Below are 18,664 nucleotides of genomic sequence, written 5' to 3' on the forward strand. Positions count from 1 at the left end.
CCGTGAGAATTTGACTCAGACTGCCGCAATAGCAATCACAATTCATAATTTATGTGCATTAATTTGATCTATTCCACCGCAAACGTTTTCGTAGGTGCTAAAATCCCTTCGTTTTTTAACATCGGCTTTCCAGCTAACACGTCAACGACCACTTCAACCAACAGGAAACTACCATGAAAAATGCTATTCAGGGTGCACAAATGCTCTTTGTCGCCTTTGGTGCACTTGTACTTGTGCCATTGCTTACTGGGCTTGACCCCAATGTCGCCCTTTTTGGTGCGGGTGTGGGTACGCTTATTTTCCAAGTAATGACTCGTCGCTCTGTACCCATTTTTCTAGCTTCATCTTTTGCTTTTATTGCACCGATTATGTTTGGGGTACAAACATGGGGTATTGGCGCTACCATGGGCGGATTAATGGCAGCAGGTGTTGTTTATGTGCTGATGGGCGCGGTGATCAAAATCAAAGGCGTTGAGATCATTCACAAACTTCTCCCCCCTGTTGTTGTGGGCCCAGTGATCATTGTGATTGGCCTAGGCTTAGCACCCGTTGCTGTCAATATGGCACTGGGTAAAACAGGGGATGGCAGCCTTCAACTGATTGACGGCACGGCTTCTCTTTGGATCTCAAGTGTGGCGCTTATCGTGACGATTGCCATCAGTGTATTTGCGAAAGGTTTTCTTAAATTATTACCGATTTGCGGCGGTATCATGGCGGGTTACGCACTTAGCCTATACTTCGGTGTTGTCGACTTTACCCCAGTGGCTCAAGCAGCATGGCTGTCTCTGCCGAACTTTACGGCGCCTGAATTCAATATCAATGCCATTCTATTTATGATCCCAGTCGCCATTGCACCGGCTGTCGAGCACGTGGGTGATATGCTTGCTATTTCAAATGTGACCAAAAAAGACTACCTCAAGAAACCAGGTTTACACCGCACGATTGCTGGTGATGGAGTAGCAACCATCGCGGCTTCAATGATGGGCGCGCCACCAAACACAACATACAGTGAAGTAACCGGTGCCGTTATGCTCACCAAAGCTTTTAATCCTGTCATCATGACATGGGCAGCAGTGACCGCAATTGTTCTCGCGCTTGTTGGTAAACTGGGCGCATTGCTTCAAACCATCCCAGTTCCGGTTATGGGCGGCATTATGATTTTACTGTTTGGCTCTATTGCTACGGTTGGTTTGAATACCCTGATTAAAAATAACGTCGATTTACACAAATCACGCAACCTTGTGATTGTCGCCGTGACACTGGTTTTCGGTATCGGTGGTATGGCATTTGGTATTGGTGAGTTCAGCCTACAAGGGGTTAGCCTGTGTGGTATCGTGGCGATTCTTCTTAACCTAGTTTTACCGCAAGATTTGGGCGAAAATCACATCGTCGATAACGCTCAAATGGAAGAAGAGGCAAAATAGAAGAATAAGCAAAATAGCCTGAGGCGTTCGCGAGCTATCAAATGTGTGCGTAGTCTATAAAGGCTTTAGACGACATTGCTCGTGTTGTAAGAAGTTCGTGTTATAAAAAGCGAGTGCTGTAAGAATCTAGAGCGTTAAAAAATGGCCAAGTACGTGCTTCGTATTTGGCCATTCTTGTATTCGTTTAAAATTTGTATCTATTTAAAAAATAGATATCTAACGTTATAGCTAGTCACACAAACAGGTAAAATGGGCACTGGTGAGCTTGGCCAGATCCCGCGCTGCCAACTCTATTTCAAGACCACGCTTACCAGCACTGACGCATATTGTGTCGAGTTCTGTGGCGCTGTGGTGAATAAACGTGGGCAATCGCTTTTTTTGCCCAAGTGGGCTGATTCCACCGACCACATAACCCGTGACTTTTTGAGCGATATTCGCATCTGCCATGCCTGCTTTTTTTGCCTTCGCCGCCTTTGCCGCTAACTTAAGGCTTAACTGGTTTTCAACGGGAATAATGGCAACCGCTAAGTTCTTGGGCTCCCCATTTAAACAAAACAATAGGGTTTTGAAAACCGTGCTTGGATCTTGCCCTAACACCTCTGCGGCTTCTAGCCCAAAACTTTTTGCTCTCGGGTCATGTTCGTACTGGTGGATCTTATGTGGCACTTTATTCTTAATTGCACATTCTATAGCAGGCGTCATGTGGCTGTCCTTTACTCGTGTGTCATCCGTCACGAAAAACCGAGTGCATAATAGAACATAGATTGTATGAAAAAAAAAGCGGCTCACCTGAGTGCACCGCTTCTTTATTTATATCAGAGCAGGACTATTGCTCTGGTTTGTTATTTTAATGCTTACTTGTAGACCATTTCACCTGAAGGTGCATAAAGGCTTACATCAACTGGGCTGTTTGCTTCTAAGTATTCTTTCAATACTTCAGCATCAACAAACCCTGTGTTTACAAAACCTGGATGAGCGGTCAGTTTTGGATATCCATCACCACCAGCCGCGTTATAGCTAGGTACAGTAAAGCGATAGGTATCCTCAACGTTTAGCGGCTTGCCACCAACCATAACATTCGATACTGCACCGTTTTCAACCGTCATTGAAATACCAGCAAACTGTGCGTACGCACCTGAATCAACCGGCTTAGTTGCAACCACATTTAGGTAATCGATAACCTCAGCACCTGACATGTCAGTGTACGTAAGGATGTTGGCAAATGGTTGAACAATCAGTACATCTTTGTAAGTCACATCACCTGGTTCAATTGAGTTACGTACACCACCAGAGTTCATTACAGCGAAATCTGCCTTCGCGCGCTCCATGTGTGCTGTTGCGATCAAACGACCTAGGTTGGTTTGTTGGAAACGAACCACATTACGGTCACCTTCAAGCTTCTCATTAATTTCACTGATTTTCTCATTCAGCTGAGCTTGACCTTGCTCTTGGAAAGGACGCAGGAATTCAAGAAGCTCTTGGTCTTGTGCAATTTCGTCTTCAATAAGAACACGTTGAGATTTACCATCAACTTTGATTTTCTTCTTCAAGTTAACAGGAATCAAATCGTAGCTGACCATCTCAAGTTCACCGTTACGGAATTCATAGTCAGCTCGGCCAACATATTTGCCCCATTCGTGCGCTTGTACAATGTAAGTACCGTTTTGCATATCTGGCTTACATTCATCACTAGGGTTGAATTTCTTGGTCACGACATTAGGCGCTTCCATACAAACAGGTTCCTGAGAGTGACCACCAACGATCATATCAAGTGAGCCTTCATCTAGGTAACGAGCTAAAGCAACATCACCAGGCGCATTAATGCCACGCTTGCCATCTTCATAGTGACCCATGTGTGTCACAGCGAAAATAAGGTCTGGTTTTTCTGTTTTTTCTAATTCAGCAATCAGTTTCTTTGCTTCTTCTTTAGGGTCACGGAAGTCAATGCTACCAATAAACTCTGGGTTACCAATTTTCGCTGTATCTTCAGTGGTTAAACCGATAACAGCAATTTTGATGCCTTGCTTAGTGAACATTTCGTAAGCTTGGAATTTACGCTCACCCGTTGCTTTGTCGTAAATGTTAGCCGATAACATTGGGAAGTTAGCCCAATCGATTTGCTGCGCTAAAACTTCAAGAGAGTTATCAAACTCGTGGTTACCTAATGCCATGGCATCGTAACCAATCTTGTTCATGCCTTTAAAGTCAGGTTCAGCATCTTGTAGATCTGACTCTGGTACACCAGTATTGATATCGCCACCAGAAAGAAGCAATACACTACCACCTTCAGCGCGAATCTCTGTACGTAATTCGTCTATCAACGTTTTACGTGCTGCCATGCCGTACTCACCGTATTTGTTTTGCCAAAAACGACCATGATGGTCATTAGTATGTAAAACGGTCAGTTTATATGTTGTATCTGCTTCCCACTCATGAGTAGGTTGAGTTGCACAACCTGCTAGAGTTGCAAGAATCGCTGCGCTTAGCGTCGTTTTTAGAATAAGGCCTTGCTTCATTGTCATACCTTTGAACTGTTGGGGGATCCACTGCATTTAATATCGACCCATATAGAATAGACCACACCATATTTTTGGTGCTTATAGCTCGATAAACTTGAACCAGTCTAAATTAACACAGCAAACCGTACACGAAGATTTCATATTTATGTCTACTAGATCACTATAAATAAGTGAATAAAGTGTAACGAAATTGAATGTTTTCATATCGTATTTCAATGGATCACAAGCAAACGTTTTACTGTGAAGTTAGGCATGAATTGCGCTGAAGTAGCGGCATTTGACTGTGTCAGATACACAAAAGGCCATCAAAATGATGGCCTTAGAAAGAGAATGTGCGTGTTATTAAGTTAAATCAGAGACCATTGCCCTAAAACTACACAAGCGACTGGATCTCACTTGCTACTCAATATACTCACTATTTAATATCAATAGGTGCAAACCCTTTGATCAAATCATCAAGTGCTTTCATTTGAGCTAGAAACGGCTCTAGCTTATCTAACGGCAATGCAGAAGGACCATCACATAGTGCTTGATCTGGCGTTGGATGCGCTTCAATAAACAGGCCTGCAATCCCCGTCGCTAAACCCGCTTTTGCTAACTCTACGGTTTGCTCACGTCGCCCACCAGATGCGGCACCAGAAGGGTCACGCATTTGAAGTGAATGTGTCACATCAAAGATGATTGGGCTGCCGTTCGACACTTTTTTCATAACGCCAAAACCAAGCATATCGACGACCAAGTTATCGTACCCCATGCAAGAGCCTCGCTCACATAGGATGATATTCTCGTTACCACATTCAGCGAATTTATCGACAATGTTACCTACTTGATTTGGGCTCATGAATTGTGGTTTCTTAACATTAATCACAGACCCGGTTTTGGCCATCGCTTCAACAAGATCAGTTTGACGTGCTAAAAACGCAGGTAGCTGGATAACGTCCACAACATCAGCTACAACTTGAGCCTGCGCCTCTGTATGAATATCCGTGATGATTTTTACACCGAAGGTCTCTTTGATTTCTTGAAAAATCTTCATCCCTTCATCAAGGCCTGGGCCACGGTAAGAATGCACTGAGCTGCGATTCGCTTTATCAAATGACGCTTTAAATACGTATGGAATGCCTAGTTTCTCGGTCACTTTAACGTAGTGTTCACAGATCTGCATCGCGAGATCACGAGACTCTAAAACATTCATCCCAGCAAACAAGGTAAATGGCTTATCGTTAGCTACTGGAATATCACCAATATTAACTACTTTTTGTTCCATTTTATTCTCTCTATATTGTTATGACTCGCACGCTATCCAATGGGTCTTTTAGCGTACGGTTTAATTGTCTAGTGCGCTTTAGCAGCTTGGTGCTTTCATTACTGAGTTGGTTTGACTATTTAATGAACTTATCTACCTAATGAACGCACTTAAATCACTGTATTTGCTTTAATGAACAACCACACAGGTTTCGCTCATGACGCTGATTTGATTTTTTAGCAGTTCACTCGCAGGGTCATCAGGGCACTGATCGACAAAATACTGAAAGTCGGACGATGCAATTTGATGACAATCGAGCTGCTGATAAATAAAGCCTCGATCACGGATTTCGTATGGATCGTCTGGGACAAACGTCAGCGCCAAATTTGAACATTGTAACGCTAGAGTATAGCGCTCCTCTCGAAGTAACGAACTTTTTAATAATGCTAACCAACGACCTATAATCGTTGGATTATCCGCAACGTCCAGGTGTTTTGATTTTATTTGTGCAAGAGGCCCTTCTTGACCAATGAGCCAAGCTTGCAGGGTATGCATTGACACATATTCACCATTAAACGGGTTTAGGTAAAGAGGCTTCTCGCCATACCACGTCAGTTTAATAATAAATTGCGTCGGAAAAGTCACCCCCTCAATGGGAAAACCAAGTTTGCGGCCTAGGTACAAAATCAGTGCACCTAAACTCACTGGAATACCTTTACGACGCTCTAATACTTTATCAATAAACGCATTATTGGAATTAAAGTACGCATCCTTATCCCCCTGAAATCCCCACTCTTGATAGAATAAACGTAAGAATGATTCAAACTTCTGTTGTTCATTGCTCTCGTGACAAAGTGCAAGTTCAGCTTCAGATAAAAGACGCTCAAGTTCATTCTCAGCCCATTGTTTTTGCGTTGCTGGGTTGACAGCTTTGTTGAGCACTAACGCCCCCTCAGCCAACTCTAATGAGTCAAAATCTTCGTCAAAAAGTTCTCGCATTAACGATTGCCTGTACCTGTTTTTATTGGGGTATGAATGGGCAGTGTTCCCATCCGTTTAACTCTGTATGATCGCTTTCAATCTATTGCTTTACCACTCCCTAGGATGTCAAGCATAACCATGATGCTTACATAAACATCGAGGTTTTAGTGATCGCGACTTTTGCTGCCATGACTAACCAACCTAAAGCACCAAAGAATGAAAAGGTTTTTAGCCATTTGTTTTTGCCTAGTTTTAAAGCAAAAAATCCCAGCGCAATATAGGCAAGAACACAGGTAATTTTTTCCGTTAACCAAGCACCTTCTGGTGTAAAAGGAACAAAGCCAGTAACAAACATCAAACCAAAGCCAGAAAGGAGCAATAGCGTGTCATTAACATGAGGGAATATTTTTAAAACCGGGTTATTAACGAGTTTTGAATCTGCCATCATTAGGGCAAAACGTACTGACAGTAACGTTGCGCTTAGCGCGATAGTCAGCATGTGAAAATGTTTAATTCCTTCGTACATTTACAGCTCTCTTATTGGTTTGTCTTCCATTGACCGAGAGTAACTCGATCGTTATTTCCATAATCTTTTTCTGTGACAACATACTGGTAACCCAACGCTATCAAAATATCTCTTACCTGAGCACCTTGTTCAAACCCATGTTCAAACATCAGCCATCCGCCTTCTTCAAGAAAACCGATAGCCTGCTCCGATATCGTTCGAATATCGGCTAAACCATTTTCTTGCGCCACTAACGCACTCATAGGCTCAAAGCGAACATCTCCCAGTGAAAGGTGTGGATCGTTTTCATCAATATAAGGCGGATTGGAAACAATTAAAGCAAACTTTGTTCCACTATCGAGGGGGGAAAACCAACTTCCTGATAAAAATCGTGCATTTGTGATGCCCAAACGCTTTCCATTTTCAGTCGCGAGGTGTTGAGCGTCTTGCTTGAGATCGATACCAATAACGGTTCTCTCTGGCATTTCAGAAGCCAAAGCTAACGCTATTGCACCCGTCCCCGTACCCAAATCCAAGATCGATCCCGATTGACCCACCGATTTATCAAGGGCCAGTTCTACTAACCTTTCCGTATCCGGGCGAGGAATTAACGTCGTTGGAGAAACCTTCAGCGGCAATGACCAAAACTCTCGCTCCCCCACAATATATGCGATGGGCTCTCCGGCGATACGCCGCTCAAGAAGGTTCTTAAAATCATCACCTTGTTGCCGAGTCAGCTCTTTTTCTGGCCACGTTAATAAAAATGAACGAGGTTTATTTAAGCTATGACAAAGCAATACCGCGGCATCAAGAGAAGGCGATTCACTGCCGCTCTCTTGAAGTGCAGCAATGGCACTATTTAATGTTTGTTCTACCGTTAACACAATCGACTAACTTAGTTATTATCGGCTAACGCAGCAAGTTGATCCGCTTGGTGCTCGAGTATCACAGGGTCAACCAGACTTTGCATATCACCTTCAAGCACTTCGGTTAGGCGATATAAAGTCAAGTTAATACGGTGATCCGACACTCGACCTTGAGGGTAGTTATACGTACGAATACGGTCACTACGATCACCAGAACCTAATAGATTACGACGTGTATCTGACACTTCCGCTGCTCGACGCGCTTCTTCCGCTTGAACAATACGCGCAGCCAGTACTGTCATGGCTTTTGCTTTGTTCTTATGTTGCGAACGCTCATCTTGACACTCAACGACCGTACCGGTCGGTAAGTGAGTAATACGAATAGCAGAGTCTGTGGTGTTGACGTGTTGTCCACCCGCACCAGAGGCACGGAACGTATCAATTTTCAAATCAGCCGCTTTAATTTCTGGCAAATCCGCTTCCGGTACTTCAGCCATCACAGCAACGGTACACGCTGAGGTATGAACTCGGCCTTGAGATTCGGTCTCAGGTACGCGTTGTACGCGGTGACCACCCGATTCAAACTTCATAGTGCCGTAAACCGCTTCTCCGCTGATCTTCGCGATCATTTCTTTATAACCGCCCTGCTCAGATGCATTGCAGCTCATCACTTCGACGCGCCAGCCTTTTTTCTCAGCAAATTTAGAATACATACGGAACAAGTTTCCGGCAAAGATGCCCGCTTCGTCACCACCAGCCCCTGCACGAATTTCTAAGAAACAGTTACGCTCATCGTTTGGATCTTTTGGAATTAATAGAATTTGTAGATCGTCGGTTAAACGTTCAATCGATTCTTTTGCTTCTTTGATCTCTTCTTGCGCCATCTCACGCATTTCAGCATCGTCTTCTTTTGCCATTTCTTCAGCGGCTTCTAAATCTTCTTGAGCTTGCTGATAAGCTTGGAAACACGTCGTTACTTCTTCTAGCTGTGAGTACTCTCTTGAAAGAGCACGGAATTTATCTTGGTTACCAATGACATCTGGATCGCCGAGTAGATGTTGAACTTCTTCATAGCGTTCAACAAGAGTTTCAAGCTTTACTAAAATCGATGCTTTCATAATTCTTTTCTTAACTTAGGTTACAAAGGTCACTCAAAAGTGACCTTCCATATAAAATGATTTATTCGCGATGACAACTACTTCAGTTCATCGAGCCCCAAACTTTGCCTAATAACAGCAAGCTTAGCGGGCTCCCCTTGCTCTGCTGCACTTTGAAGCGCACGAGTGGGAGCGTGTATCAATCGATTGGTGAGTTTGTTGCTTAACTCAAGCAATACCTTTTCAGGCTCACTGCCCGAAAGGAGTGACTGAAGGCTTTTTGCCAGCAACTCCTCCCGGATTTCATTCGAGGTGTTGCGAAATTCTCTTATGCTGTCGACCGCTTGCAATGATCTCAGCCAAGTCATAAATGTGGCACTTTCTTCACTCACGATCGCTTCAGCTTGTATTGCTTCGACTTTCCTCTGTTCCATGTTGCTTTCAACAATGGATTGCAAATCGTCGACAGTATATAGATAAGCGTCGTTAAGATCGCCTACTTGAGACTCAATATCTCGCGGTACGGCAATATCAACCAACAGCATAGGTTGATGTTTGCGCGCTTTGAGTGCTGTTTCAATCATTCCTTTACCAATGATCGGTAACGGACTTGCCGTTGAACTGATCACAATATCGGCTTTAGCCAAGTGGCTAGGAATTTCTTCCAGGCTGATAACATGCGCGCCAAATTGATCCGCAAGCCCTAACGCCCGCTCGCGAGTTCGGTTAGCCACTATAATGTTTGAACACCCGTTACTGGCCAAATGTTTTGCGACCAGTTCAATCGTTTCACCGGCACCCACCAATAACACCGTTGACTCGGCAAGGGACTCAAAGATGTGTTTAGCAAGCGTACAAGCCGCATAAGCAACCGAAACAGCACTTCCACCAATTTCCGTTTCGGTGCGTACCCGTTTCGCGACAGAAAATGCTTTTTGAAATAACTTCTCGACCGATGAATTGACAGACTTTGCATCACGAGCATCAGCATACGCTTGTTTGACCTGTCCTAAAATCTGAGGCTCACCCAAAACCAAAGAATCTAATCCGCACGACACTCGCATTAAATGGCGAATGGCCGCTTGTTCTTCATAGGTGTAAATACTCGGTTTTAGTTCTTCTGGACTCACCTGATGAAACTGAGTTAACCACTCGATGACTTTGCTCTTTGTGGCCGACTTAGTATCACAATAAATCTCGGTGCGATTGCAGGTCGATAAAATGACGCTGCCATGCACGTTTGAATTTGCTTCCAGTTGCTTTAAGGCTTCAGACAATTTATCTGGGCCAAACGCGACTTTTTCTCGCAAATCAACAGACGCTGTATTGTGATTGATGCCAATAACAAGCAAGGACATGTATAGAAAGTTCTCAGATTAAGGGAAAGACATGTAGGCAGGGAATTTTACTTGATGCCCCTCGTTATTAAAAGAGTGAACGCGATTTGTTTTTCTGACTTCGTGATATCAATGTTATAGTCATGGCCATGAGCCACCGGGAATTGTACAAAGTGCAACCAGTTATGATTATCTTTCGTCGCCTTATCTCTATTGTATTGCCCATTTTACTGCTGGCGGGCTGTTCTACTCTTCCAGAAAGCCAAACCAGTGTCGAATGGCAAGCCCATCTGGACAAACTGCGTTCTATTACACAGTATCAAACAACCGGAAAGCTGGGATATATCTCTCCAGAACAGCGCCAATCATTAAACTTTCAATGGAAGCACACGCCGGAACTAGAGCAGCTTCGCTTGACAACATTCATCGGCCAAACTGTTTTAAATTTATCGATAACAGAATCCGGTTCCGTGGTGAACACCTACGATAACCAAACCCTTTCTCACCCAAGTGCCGATGTATTGATTGAACAGCTCACTGGTTTAACGATTCCCATTGAACAACTTGAAGATTGGTTGTTAGGAAACCCGACTCTTGCTGATACTTACCAGTTAAACGACAACAACACATTGAGCATTTTGCAAAAAACCGTCGGGCAGCAACAGTGGCAACTTCAATTCCTATCCTATCAAGATGTGGAATATCAAGGTTCTGCTCTACCGTTACCTAGAAAAATTAAGCTTATTCATCAAGACACACGTATCAATTTAGTCATTGCCAACTGGATTTTATAGCATGATTCCGAGCATCACTCGCTGGCCATCCCCTGCCAAACTCAACCTTTTTCTGTACATAACAGGCCGCCAAGATAACGGTTACCATGAACTCCAAACTTTGTTTCAGTTTCTCGAACATGGGGACGAACTGACTATCACGTCCAATGAATCAGGCCATGTCACGCTACTCAATCCAGTCGATGGGGTGGAAACCACCGATAACCTGATATGGAAAGCAGCGGATGCACTGAAACGGTATAGCCAATGTGCGTTTGGCGCTGAAATAGGCATCCATAAAGTCCTACCGATGGGGGGCGGTATCGGCGGCGGTTCATCAAACGCAGCAACGGTACTCGTGGCCTTAAATCATTTATGGCAACTTAACCTGAGCGATGATGAACTGGCCAGCATTGGACTCACACTGGGAGCCGATGTGCCTGTCTTTGTTCGAGGGTTCTCTGCGTTTGCTGAAGGCGTTGGTGAAAAGCTCACCGAAGCCAAGCCCGACGAAAAATGGTATTTGGTGGTCAAACCTCAGGTCAGTATCTCAACGGCTGACATTTTTACTCACCCTGACTTAACTCGTGACACACCAAAAAAGCCGCTAAATATGCTGCTAAATGGGAATTACGAAAACGATTGCGAAAAAATTGTACGAATGCTGTACCCAGAGGTTGATCAGCAACTTTCATGGCTGCTACAATACGCGCCGTCGAGACTGACTGGAACGGGTTCTTGCATTTTTGCAGAATTTGACAGCAAAGATAGCGCGAATCAAGTTTTAGAACTACTCTCTGACACCGTCTCTGCTTTTGTGACGAAAGGACGAAATATTTCCCCGTTAAAAGAGACATTGGCTTTTTATAAAAAAGCCCACACCGAATTTACTTAAAAACTGGACGCAACCCTGAGGTTTCCACCGTGCCTGATATGAAGCTCTTTGCTGGTAATGCAACACCTGAACTAGCCCAACGTATTGCTGATCGTTTATACATCTCTCTTGGAGATGCTACTGTTGACCGTTTTTCTGACGGTGAAGTTGCAGTACAAATTAATGAAAATGTTCGTGGTAGTGATGTATTCCTGATTCAATCTACTTGTGCACCAACCAATGACAATCTAATGGAATTGGTGGTAATGATTGACGCAATGCGCCGTGCTTCAGCTGGCCGTATTACTGCTGTAATCCCATACTTTGGTTACGCACGTCAAGACCGTCGTGTCCGTTCAGCTCGTGTGCCAATTACGGCTAAAGTTGTTGCAGACTTCCTATCAAACGTTGGTGTTGATCGCGTTTTGACTATCGACCTGCACGCTGAGCAAATTCAAGGTTTCTTCGACGTACCTGTAGATAACATCTTTGGTACACCAGTCTTGCTTGAAGATATGGCAAACCGTGGCCTAGACAACCCAGTTGTTGTTTCCCCTGACCTTGGCGGTGTTGTTCGTGCTCGCGCAACAGCAAAAGCCCTGGGCGATGTTGATATCGCTATCGTTGATAAGCGTCGTCCACGCGCTAACGTTTCAGAAGTCATGAACCTAATTGGTGATGTTGAAGGCCGTGATTGTGTCATCGTTGATGATATGATCGATACAGGTGGCACCCTATGTAAAGCAGCAGAAGCGCTGAAAGAACGTGGTGCTAAGCGAGTATTCGCTTACGCGACTCACGCTGTTTTCTCTGGTACTGCAGCACAAAACATCAAAAATTCAGTACTTGACCAAGTGATCGTGACTGACTCGATTTCTCTGTCTCCAGAGATGAAAGCAACGGGCAAAGTAACAGAACTCAGCTTATCTCGCATGCTCGCTGAAGCGATTCGCCGCATCAGCAATGAAGAATCTATCTCTGCGATGTTTAACTAATTTACGTTAAACTCGTTAAGAGCCTGGACTCTTAAACCAGTCATCACACGGAAAGCACTTCATCTATTGAAGTGCTTTTTTATATCTAGCGTCAAGCTAGAGCCAAGCCTCTTTTCTGTGCTATGATACCGCGCTTTTTGATATTCCAGAGAGATCTAAACTTTGAGTCAGCAAATTAAACTGCTTGTTGGTCTAGCCAACCCGGGGCCTGAATACACCCGAACACGACACAACGCCGGAGCTTGGGTTGTGGAAGAGCTAGCCAGAGTCCATAACGTTACCTTAAAAAGTGAAAGTAAATTTTATGGATTAACCGGACGCATTCTTGTTAACGGTGACGATCTCCGCTTGCTGATCCCAACGACCTTTATGAACCTATCAGGTAAAGCCGTTGGTGCGTTGGCAAAGTTTTATCAAATCAAGCCGGAAGAAATCATGATTGCCCATGATGAACTTGACCTCCCGCCCGGAGTCGCGAAGTTCAAAAAAGGGGGCGGTCACGGTGGACATAACGGACTACGAGATACCATTAGCAAATTGGCTAATAATAAAGAATTTTATCGTTTAAGGATTGGTATCGGCCACCCTGGACATAAAGACAAAGTTTCAGGTTATGTGCTTGGTAAAGCTCCTGCAAAAGAGCAGGAATGTTTAGACGCAGCAGTCGACGAATCTGTTCGATGCTTAGACATCTTATTAAAAGATGGTCTGACCAAGGCACAAAACCGCTTACATACGTTCAAAGCAGAATAAGGTTACTATCATGGGTTTTAAATGTGGCATAGTTGGATTGCCAAACGTCGGCAAATCAACACTATTTAATGCACTAACTAAAGCAGGCATCGAAGCAGCAAACTTCCCTTTCTGTACGATCGAGCCCAATACAGGCATCGTACCTGTGCCCGATCTTCGTCTTGACGCACTTGCAAAGATTGTAAACCCTCAGAAAATACTGCCAACAACCATGGAGTTTGTTGATATCGCAGGCCTTGTTGCGGGCGCATCAAAAGGGGAAGGCCTTGGCAACAAGTTCCTTGCTAACATCCGCGAAACTGACGCTATCGGTCACGTCGTTCGTTGTTTTGAGAATGACAACATTATTCACGTTTCTGGTAAAGTTTCACCGATTGACGATATCGAGGTGATCAACCTAGAGCTTGCTCTTGCTGACTTGGATTCTTGTGAGCGTGCTCTTCAACGTAACGCGAAGAAAGCCAAAGGCGGTGACAAAGACGCTAAGTTTGAAATAACGGTCCTAGAGAAACTGCTTCCTGTTTTCACCGAAGGTGGCATGGCTCGTACGGTTGAATTAAGCAAAGAAGAGCTGAATGCCATTGGCTATCTTAACTTCCTAACCCTAAAACCTACGATGTACATTGCTAATGTCAGCGAAGATGGATTCGAGAATAATCCTTATTTAGATGCCGTTCGTGAGTACGCAGAGCAAGAAAACAACGTGGTAGTGGCTGTATGTGCAGCCATTGAGTCTGAACTGTCTGAACTTGATGACGAAGACCGCGAAGAATTCTTATCTGATATGGGCATTGAAGAGCCAGGCCTTAACCGCGTAATCCGCTCTGGCTACGATCTGTTAACGTTACAAACTTACTTTACCGCCGGTGTAAAAGAGGTTCGTGCTTGGACAATTCCAGTAGGAGCAACGGCACCTCAATCAGCGGGGAAAATCCACACTGATTTTGAAAAAGGCTTTATCCGAGCTGAAGTTGTTGGTTATGACGATTTCATTCAATATTCAGGTGAAAGTGGGGCAAAAGAAGCAGGAAAATGGCGTCTAGAAGGCAAAGACTACATCGTGAAAGACGGCGATGTTGTACACTTCAGATTCAATGTATAATTCAATACGTTAGACTCCCCTAGTTCCTTTAAGATTAAGAGTCAGTTATCGCACTGGCTCTTTTTTATTCACTGTGATTAACGCTTTATACATGAGTTATTAACCTAGATTTTATAAGTGATTGGTGGTGTATTTCGATCACAAATACGGCGCTTTGTTCAAAAAGAAACCGAACGATAGCTTTATCTGGATTTATTACAAAAAAGTATTGACGGTTTTGGCTCAACTCCGCATAATGCGCCCCGTTCCCAACAAGACATGTGCTTTTTGGTGAGCAACAATTTGGAATGGCTACTTAGCTCAGTTGGTTAGAGCACATCACTCATAATGATGGGGTCGCAGGTTCAAATCCCGCAGTAGCCACCATTTCCTAAACGCTTATTTGTGCTGGTTGCATTGAGAGCTTTTAGGAAATAAAATGCGGACGTGGCGGAATTGGTAGACGCACCAGATTTAGGTTCTGGCGCCGTAAGGTGTGAGAGTTCAAGTCTCTCCGTCCGCACCATGATTTCTTTGGCAACAAAGAAGGATGTCGTTCTTACATTGATAAGAATTGATATCATTGTTGGGCTATCGCCAAGCGGTAAGGCACTGGCTTTTGATGCCAGCATTCCCTGGTTCGAATCCAGGTAGCCCAGCCAACCTATTTAAAGTGGCATTTATCTGAAAAAGAGGATGACACTCGCAGTGAGATTGATTATATTGTCTCGCTCGAAAAGATGGCTACTTAGCTCAGTTGGTTAGAGCACATCACTCATAATGATGGGGTCGCAGGTTCAAATCCCGCAGTAGCCACCATACAACGTCTTGTTGATTTCCAATTGTCAGCAGTGACTATAAATTTGCTAAGCTAGTTCTTAACTGAATTGTACAGCAACGCGGTCGTGGCGGAATTGGTAGACGCACCAGATTTAGGTTCTGGCGCCGTAAGGTGTGAGAGTTCAAGTCTCTCCGACCGCACCATATTTAAATGGTGTTACACACTATTTGGCTACTTAGCTCAGCTGGTTAGAGCACATCACTCATAATGATGGGGTCGCAGGTTCAAATCCCGCAGTAGCCACCATACAACGTTATATTGATTCACCAATGTTCGATATAACTACACTCTTCACTGAAAACTGAACGTTATCGTCCGTTTTTATAAGAGACAGCTTGCTGCGGTCGTGGCGGAATTGGTAGACGCACCAGATTTAGGTTCTGGCGCCGTAAGGTGTGAGAGTTCAAGTCTCTCCGACCGCACCATTATTCTTTCTATTGAAAGAGCTCTGTACTCGTATAGAGCAGAATACTTAAATGTATTCATTTGTTGGGCTATCGCCAAGCGGTAAGGCACTGGCTTTTGATGCCAGCATTCCCTGGTTCGAATCCAGGTAGCCCAGCCACATTACAACGTTATATTGATTCACCAATGTTCGGTATAACTACACTCTTCACTGAAAACTGAACGTTATCGTCCATTTTTACAAGAGACAGCTTGCTGCGGTCGTGGCGGAATTGGTAGACGCACCAGATTTAGGTTCTGGCGCCGTAAGGTGTGAGAGTTCAAGTCTCTCCGACCGCACCATTATTCTTTCTATTGAAAGAGCTCTGTACTCGTATAGAGCAGAATACTTAAATGTATTCATTTGTTGGGCTATCGCCAAGCGGTAAGGCACTGGCTTTTGATGCCAGCATTCCCTGGTTCGAATCCAGGTAGCCCAGCCACATTACAACGTTATATTGATTCACCAATGTTCGGTATAACTACACTCTTCACTGAAAACTGAACGTTATCGTCCATTTTTACAAGAGACAGCTTGCTGCGGTCGTGGCGGAATTGGTAGACGCACCAGATTTAGGTTCTGGCGCCGTAAGGTGTGAGAGTTCAAGTCTCTCCGACCGCACCATTATTCTTTCTATTGAAAGAGCTCTGTACTCGTATAGAGCAGAATACTTAAATGTATTCATTTGTTGGGCTATCGCCAAGCGGTAAGGCACTGGCTTTTGATGCCAGCATTCCCTGGTTCGAATCCAGGTAGCCCAGCCACATTACAACGTTATATTGATTCACCAATGTTCGGTATAACTACACTCTTCACTGAAAACTGAACGTTATCGTCCATTTTTACAAGAGACAGCTTGCTGCGGTCGTGGCGGAATTGGTAGACGCACCAGATTTAGGTTCTGGCGCCGTAAGGTGTGAGAGTTCAAGTCTCTCCGACCGCACCATTATTCTTTCTATTGAAAGAGCTCTGTACTCGTATAGAGCAGAATACTTAAATGTATTCATTTGTTGGGCTATCGCCAAGCGGTAAGGCACTGGCTTTTGATGCCAGCATTCCCTGGTTCGAATCCAGGTAGCCCAGCCACATTACAACGTTATATTGATTCACCAATGTTCGGTATAACTACACTCTTCACTGAAAACTGAACGTTATCGTCCATTTTTACAAGAGACAGCTTGCTGCGGTCGTGGCGGAATTGGTAGACGCACCAGATTTAGGTTCTGGCGCCGTAAGGTGTGAGAGTTCAAGTCTCTCCGACCGCACCATTATTTCTTAGTTATTAATCATTCGTGACATGACTTAGAAATCAATATAGAAATACAAATAAAACCCAGCTTTGGCTGGGTTTTATTTTATCCATCGTTTCCTATTCTCTCATTTGTTGTTATTACTTTTCCGATTAACCCTTTTTGAACAACAACGTTTTGAACACAAAGTTTTGAACAACAAAAAGCGTATACAAAAAAATGCGTCTTAGCCTTTTCTTCCAAGCACATTTTCAGCTGTCGTCACCGGTCCTCTAAGCGCTTTTCTCAATGGATTTCGGTAAGTTAGGCAAGAGAGCTTAGAACCCTAAACATTGGTCATACAGGCTTACTGGTGTGGATCTACCACCATTCAATCGTGACCATTCAATCGCGCATGAGACAACACCAATCGTAGTCCGTGAAGGGGCGCCCTAACGTGTTTAAAATACACGATGGCTGCGTTAGATTTTTTGATCAAAAAAAATCCAGCCGAGGCTGGATTTTCTATCTTAAGCGTTTCTTATCCCAATAAACCAAGTGCAGCGTTTGGCGCTTGTTTTGCTTGAGCAAGTACTGAGCTCGATGCTTGAGAAAGGATTTGAGACTTAGTCAATGCCGTTGTTTCTTTAGCAAAGTCAGTGTCTTTGATTCGGCTCTGAGACGCATTAACATTTTCGTTAATATTGTCTAAGTTGCTAATCGCATGGTCAAATCGATTTTGGAAAGCACCCAATTGTGCACGGTGGCTATCCACAAACTTCAAGGCTGAATCAACAATAGCAACAGACTCTTGAGCGCCACCAACAGATCTAACATCGATAGTATCAACAGTCACCGCTTTGCCTGCACCAATTGATAACTCTCCCGCTAGGCTACCACCAAAGGTTACTGCACCTTCAATCTTATTATTGTCAGCGTACATTTGAAGCTTTCCGTCTTCATCGACAGAGGCTTTAATCATATCTTGCTGACCATTAATGTAAGTGGCAAGTTGCTCGATATCGTCACCCACTTTTGCATCAATAGCTAGGTTTTGTGCATTACCGAACTTGTCTGTAAGAGCTATAGTGAGATCATTCCCGCCAGCTTGAACTGACCAGTCTTTGTCTTGGCCGTTTGCCGCAACATAACTGTTACCACCCATCATTACGTTATCACTACGCATATTGTTCAGCGTTAGCATTACCGCTTCACCATTATCAGAACCAATTTGGAATGATTTGGTATCAAACGTCCCATTCAGCAGTTTATTACCACCAAATGATGTAGTTTCTGCGATACGGTTTAGCTCGTTGTTAAGAGCACTCACTTCTTCTTGAATAGCAACACGCTCAGATTTTGAGTTTGAGCCATTGGCAGATTGAAGTGATAAATCACGCATACGTTGTAAGATATTGGTTGTTTCATTCATTGCACCTTCTGCTGTTTGTGCAATTGAAATACCATCGTTCGCATTGCGAACCGCGACATCAAGGCCACGACTTTGAACGTTCAAGCGGTTAGAGATCTGAAGACCTGCCGCATCGTCCTTAGCGCTGTTAATTTTAAAGCCTGATGATAGACGTTCCATTGATGTTTGCTGAGCGCTGCTTGCACTGTTCAAATAACGTTGAGCTGTCATCGCTGATACGTTTGTATTTACATTAACCGCCATAGTGGTCTCTCCTATTGATTTTC

The 18,664-nt window shown here is 44.0% G+C and carries 15 protein-coding genes and 15 tRNA genes; 21 read left to right on the forward strand and 9 right to left on the reverse strand.

The window, feature by feature from the left end:
• Window positions 1-173: 173 nt before the first annotated feature.
• On the forward strand, window positions 174-1,424 hold the full coding sequence (locus tag QF117_RS16755) for a uracil-xanthine permease family protein (RefSeq protein WP_282386957.1): 1,251 nt from the start codon (window positions 174-176) through the stop codon (window positions 1,422-1,424).
• Between the two features lie 228 nt (window positions 1,425-1,652).
• Here the strand turns inward: QF117_RS16755 and ybaK are convergent, their stop codons facing one another.
• From ybaK to hemA, 8 genes are all read right to left on the reverse strand, one after another.
• Complete coding sequence (ybaK, locus tag QF117_RS16760; protein WP_282386959.1) at window positions 1,653-2,126, reverse strand: Cys-tRNA(Pro) deacylase; 474 nt, start codon at window positions 2,124-2,126, stop codon at window positions 1,653-1,655.
• Between the two features lie 152 nt (window positions 2,127-2,278).
• Window positions 2,279-3,940 carry a bifunctional UDP-sugar hydrolase/5'-nucleotidase UshA gene (gene ushA / locus QF117_RS16765; RefSeq protein ID WP_282386960.1) on the reverse strand — a complete coding sequence of 554 codons (1,662 nt, stop codon included), beginning with the start codon at window positions 3,938-3,940 and terminating at the stop codon, window positions 2,279-2,281.
• Window positions 3,941-4,358: 418 nt separating this feature from the next.
• On the reverse strand, window positions 4,359-5,210 hold the full coding sequence (gene kdsA / locus QF117_RS16770; protein WP_282386961.1) for a 3-deoxy-8-phosphooctulonate synthase: 852 nt from the start codon (window positions 5,208-5,210) through the stop codon (window positions 4,359-4,361).
• A 168-nt stretch (window positions 5,211-5,378) separates the two neighbouring features.
• The gene (locus QF117_RS16775) at window positions 5,379-6,188 is read right to left on the reverse strand and encodes a SirB1 family protein (protein WP_282386962.1); all 810 of its coding nucleotides are present in this window, start codon (window positions 6,186-6,188) and stop codon (window positions 5,379-5,381) included.
• A gap of 127 nt (window positions 6,189-6,315) precedes the next feature.
• Window positions 6,316-6,696 (reverse strand): SirB2 family protein, encoded by a 381-nt coding sequence (locus tag QF117_RS16780; RefSeq protein WP_017034460.1) that lies wholly within the window; start codon window positions 6,694-6,696, stop codon window positions 6,316-6,318.
• Between the two features lie 11 nt (window positions 6,697-6,707).
• Entirely contained in the window at window positions 6,708-7,559 is an 852-nt protein-coding gene (gene prmC, locus QF117_RS16785; protein WP_282386965.1) for a peptide chain release factor N(5)-glutamine methyltransferase, read from the reverse strand.
• A gap of 11 nt (window positions 7,560-7,570) precedes the next feature.
• Complete coding sequence (gene prfA / locus QF117_RS16790) at window positions 7,571-8,659, reverse strand: peptide chain release factor 1 (RefSeq protein WP_282386966.1); 1,089 nt, start codon at window positions 8,657-8,659, stop codon at window positions 7,571-7,573.
• 77 nt (window positions 8,660-8,736) lie between these two features.
• Window positions 8,737-9,996: a glutamyl-tRNA reductase gene (gene hemA / locus QF117_RS16795; protein ID WP_282386967.1), complete on the reverse strand. Its 1,260-nt coding sequence runs from the start codon at window positions 9,994-9,996 to the stop codon at window positions 8,737-8,739.
• Between the two features lie 164 nt (window positions 9,997-10,160).
• On the opposite strand from hemA, the gene lolB reads away from it, so the two are divergent.
• The 20 genes from lolB (at window position 10,161) to QF117_RS16895 (ending at window position 17,005) form a co-directional block, all read left to right on the forward strand.
• Window positions 10,161-10,769, forward strand: a complete 609-nt coding sequence (gene lolB, locus QF117_RS16800) for a lipoprotein insertase outer membrane protein LolB (RefSeq protein WP_282386969.1) — start codon at window positions 10,161-10,163, stop codon at window positions 10,767-10,769.
• A gap of 1 nt (window position 10,770) precedes the next feature.
• Window positions 10,771-11,643 carry a 4-(cytidine 5'-diphospho)-2-C-methyl-D-erythritol kinase gene (gene ispE, locus QF117_RS16805; protein WP_282386972.1) on the forward strand — a complete coding sequence of 291 codons (873 nt, stop codon included), beginning with the start codon at window positions 10,771-10,773 and terminating at the stop codon, window positions 11,641-11,643.
• A 29-nt stretch (window positions 11,644-11,672) separates the two neighbouring features.
• Entirely contained in the window at window positions 11,673-12,617 is a 945-nt protein-coding gene (locus QF117_RS16810; protein ID WP_017040933.1) for a ribose-phosphate pyrophosphokinase, read from the forward strand.
• Between the two features lie 162 nt (window positions 12,618-12,779).
• Window positions 12,780-13,370: an aminoacyl-tRNA hydrolase gene (gene pth / locus QF117_RS16815; protein WP_282386975.1), complete on the forward strand. Its 591-nt coding sequence runs from the start codon at window positions 12,780-12,782 to the stop codon at window positions 13,368-13,370.
• Between the two features lie 10 nt (window positions 13,371-13,380).
• Complete coding sequence (gene ychF / locus QF117_RS16820) at window positions 13,381-14,472, forward strand: redox-regulated ATPase YchF (RefSeq protein ID WP_282386976.1); 1,092 nt, start codon at window positions 13,381-13,383, stop codon at window positions 14,470-14,472.
• Window positions 14,473-14,761: 289 nt separating this feature from the next.
• Window positions 14,762-14,838, forward strand: a tRNA-Met gene (locus tag QF117_RS16825).
• Window positions 14,839-14,892: 54 nt separating this feature from the next.
• Window positions 14,893-14,977, forward strand: a tRNA-Leu gene (locus tag QF117_RS16830).
• Window positions 14,978-15,038: 61 nt separating this feature from the next.
• Window positions 15,039-15,113 (forward strand) — tRNA-Gln (locus QF117_RS16835).
• 80 nt (window positions 15,114-15,193) lie between these two features.
• Window positions 15,194-15,270 (forward strand) — tRNA-Met (locus tag QF117_RS16840).
• Window positions 15,271-15,350: 80 nt separating this feature from the next.
• Window positions 15,351-15,435: transfer RNA gene (locus QF117_RS16845), tRNA-Leu, on the forward strand.
• A 26-nt stretch (window positions 15,436-15,461) separates the two neighbouring features.
• A tRNA-Met gene (locus QF117_RS16850) sits at window positions 15,462-15,538 on the forward strand.
• 94 nt (window positions 15,539-15,632) lie between these two features.
• Window positions 15,633-15,717: transfer RNA gene (locus QF117_RS16855), tRNA-Leu, on the forward strand.
• Window positions 15,718-15,782: 65 nt separating this feature from the next.
• Window positions 15,783-15,857: transfer RNA gene (locus QF117_RS16860), tRNA-Gln, on the forward strand.
• Window positions 15,858-15,954: 97 nt separating this feature from the next.
• Window positions 15,955-16,039 (forward strand) — tRNA-Leu (locus QF117_RS16865).
• Between the two features lie 65 nt (window positions 16,040-16,104).
• Window positions 16,105-16,179, forward strand: a tRNA-Gln gene (locus tag QF117_RS16870).
• A gap of 97 nt (window positions 16,180-16,276) precedes the next feature.
• A tRNA-Leu gene (locus QF117_RS16875) sits at window positions 16,277-16,361 on the forward strand.
• A 65-nt stretch (window positions 16,362-16,426) separates the two neighbouring features.
• A tRNA-Gln gene (locus tag QF117_RS16880) sits at window positions 16,427-16,501 on the forward strand.
• A 97-nt stretch (window positions 16,502-16,598) separates the two neighbouring features.
• A tRNA-Leu gene (locus QF117_RS16885) sits at window positions 16,599-16,683 on the forward strand.
• 65 nt (window positions 16,684-16,748) lie between these two features.
• Window positions 16,749-16,823, forward strand: a tRNA-Gln gene (locus tag QF117_RS16890).
• A gap of 97 nt (window positions 16,824-16,920) precedes the next feature.
• A tRNA-Leu gene (locus QF117_RS16895) sits at window positions 16,921-17,005 on the forward strand.
• 502 nt (window positions 17,006-17,507) lie between these two features.
• Here QF117_RS16895 and QF117_RS16900 read toward each other — a convergent pair.
• The gene (locus QF117_RS16900; protein WP_282386977.1) at window positions 17,508-18,641 is read right to left on the reverse strand and encodes a flagellin; all 1,134 of its coding nucleotides are present in this window, start codon (window positions 18,639-18,641) and stop codon (window positions 17,508-17,510) included.
• Window positions 18,642-18,664 lie beyond the last annotated feature (23 nt).

This window comes from Vibrio sp. YMD68 (assembly GCF_029958905.1).
Classification (GTDB): domain Bacteria; phylum Pseudomonadota; class Gammaproteobacteria; order Enterobacterales; family Vibrionaceae; genus Vibrio.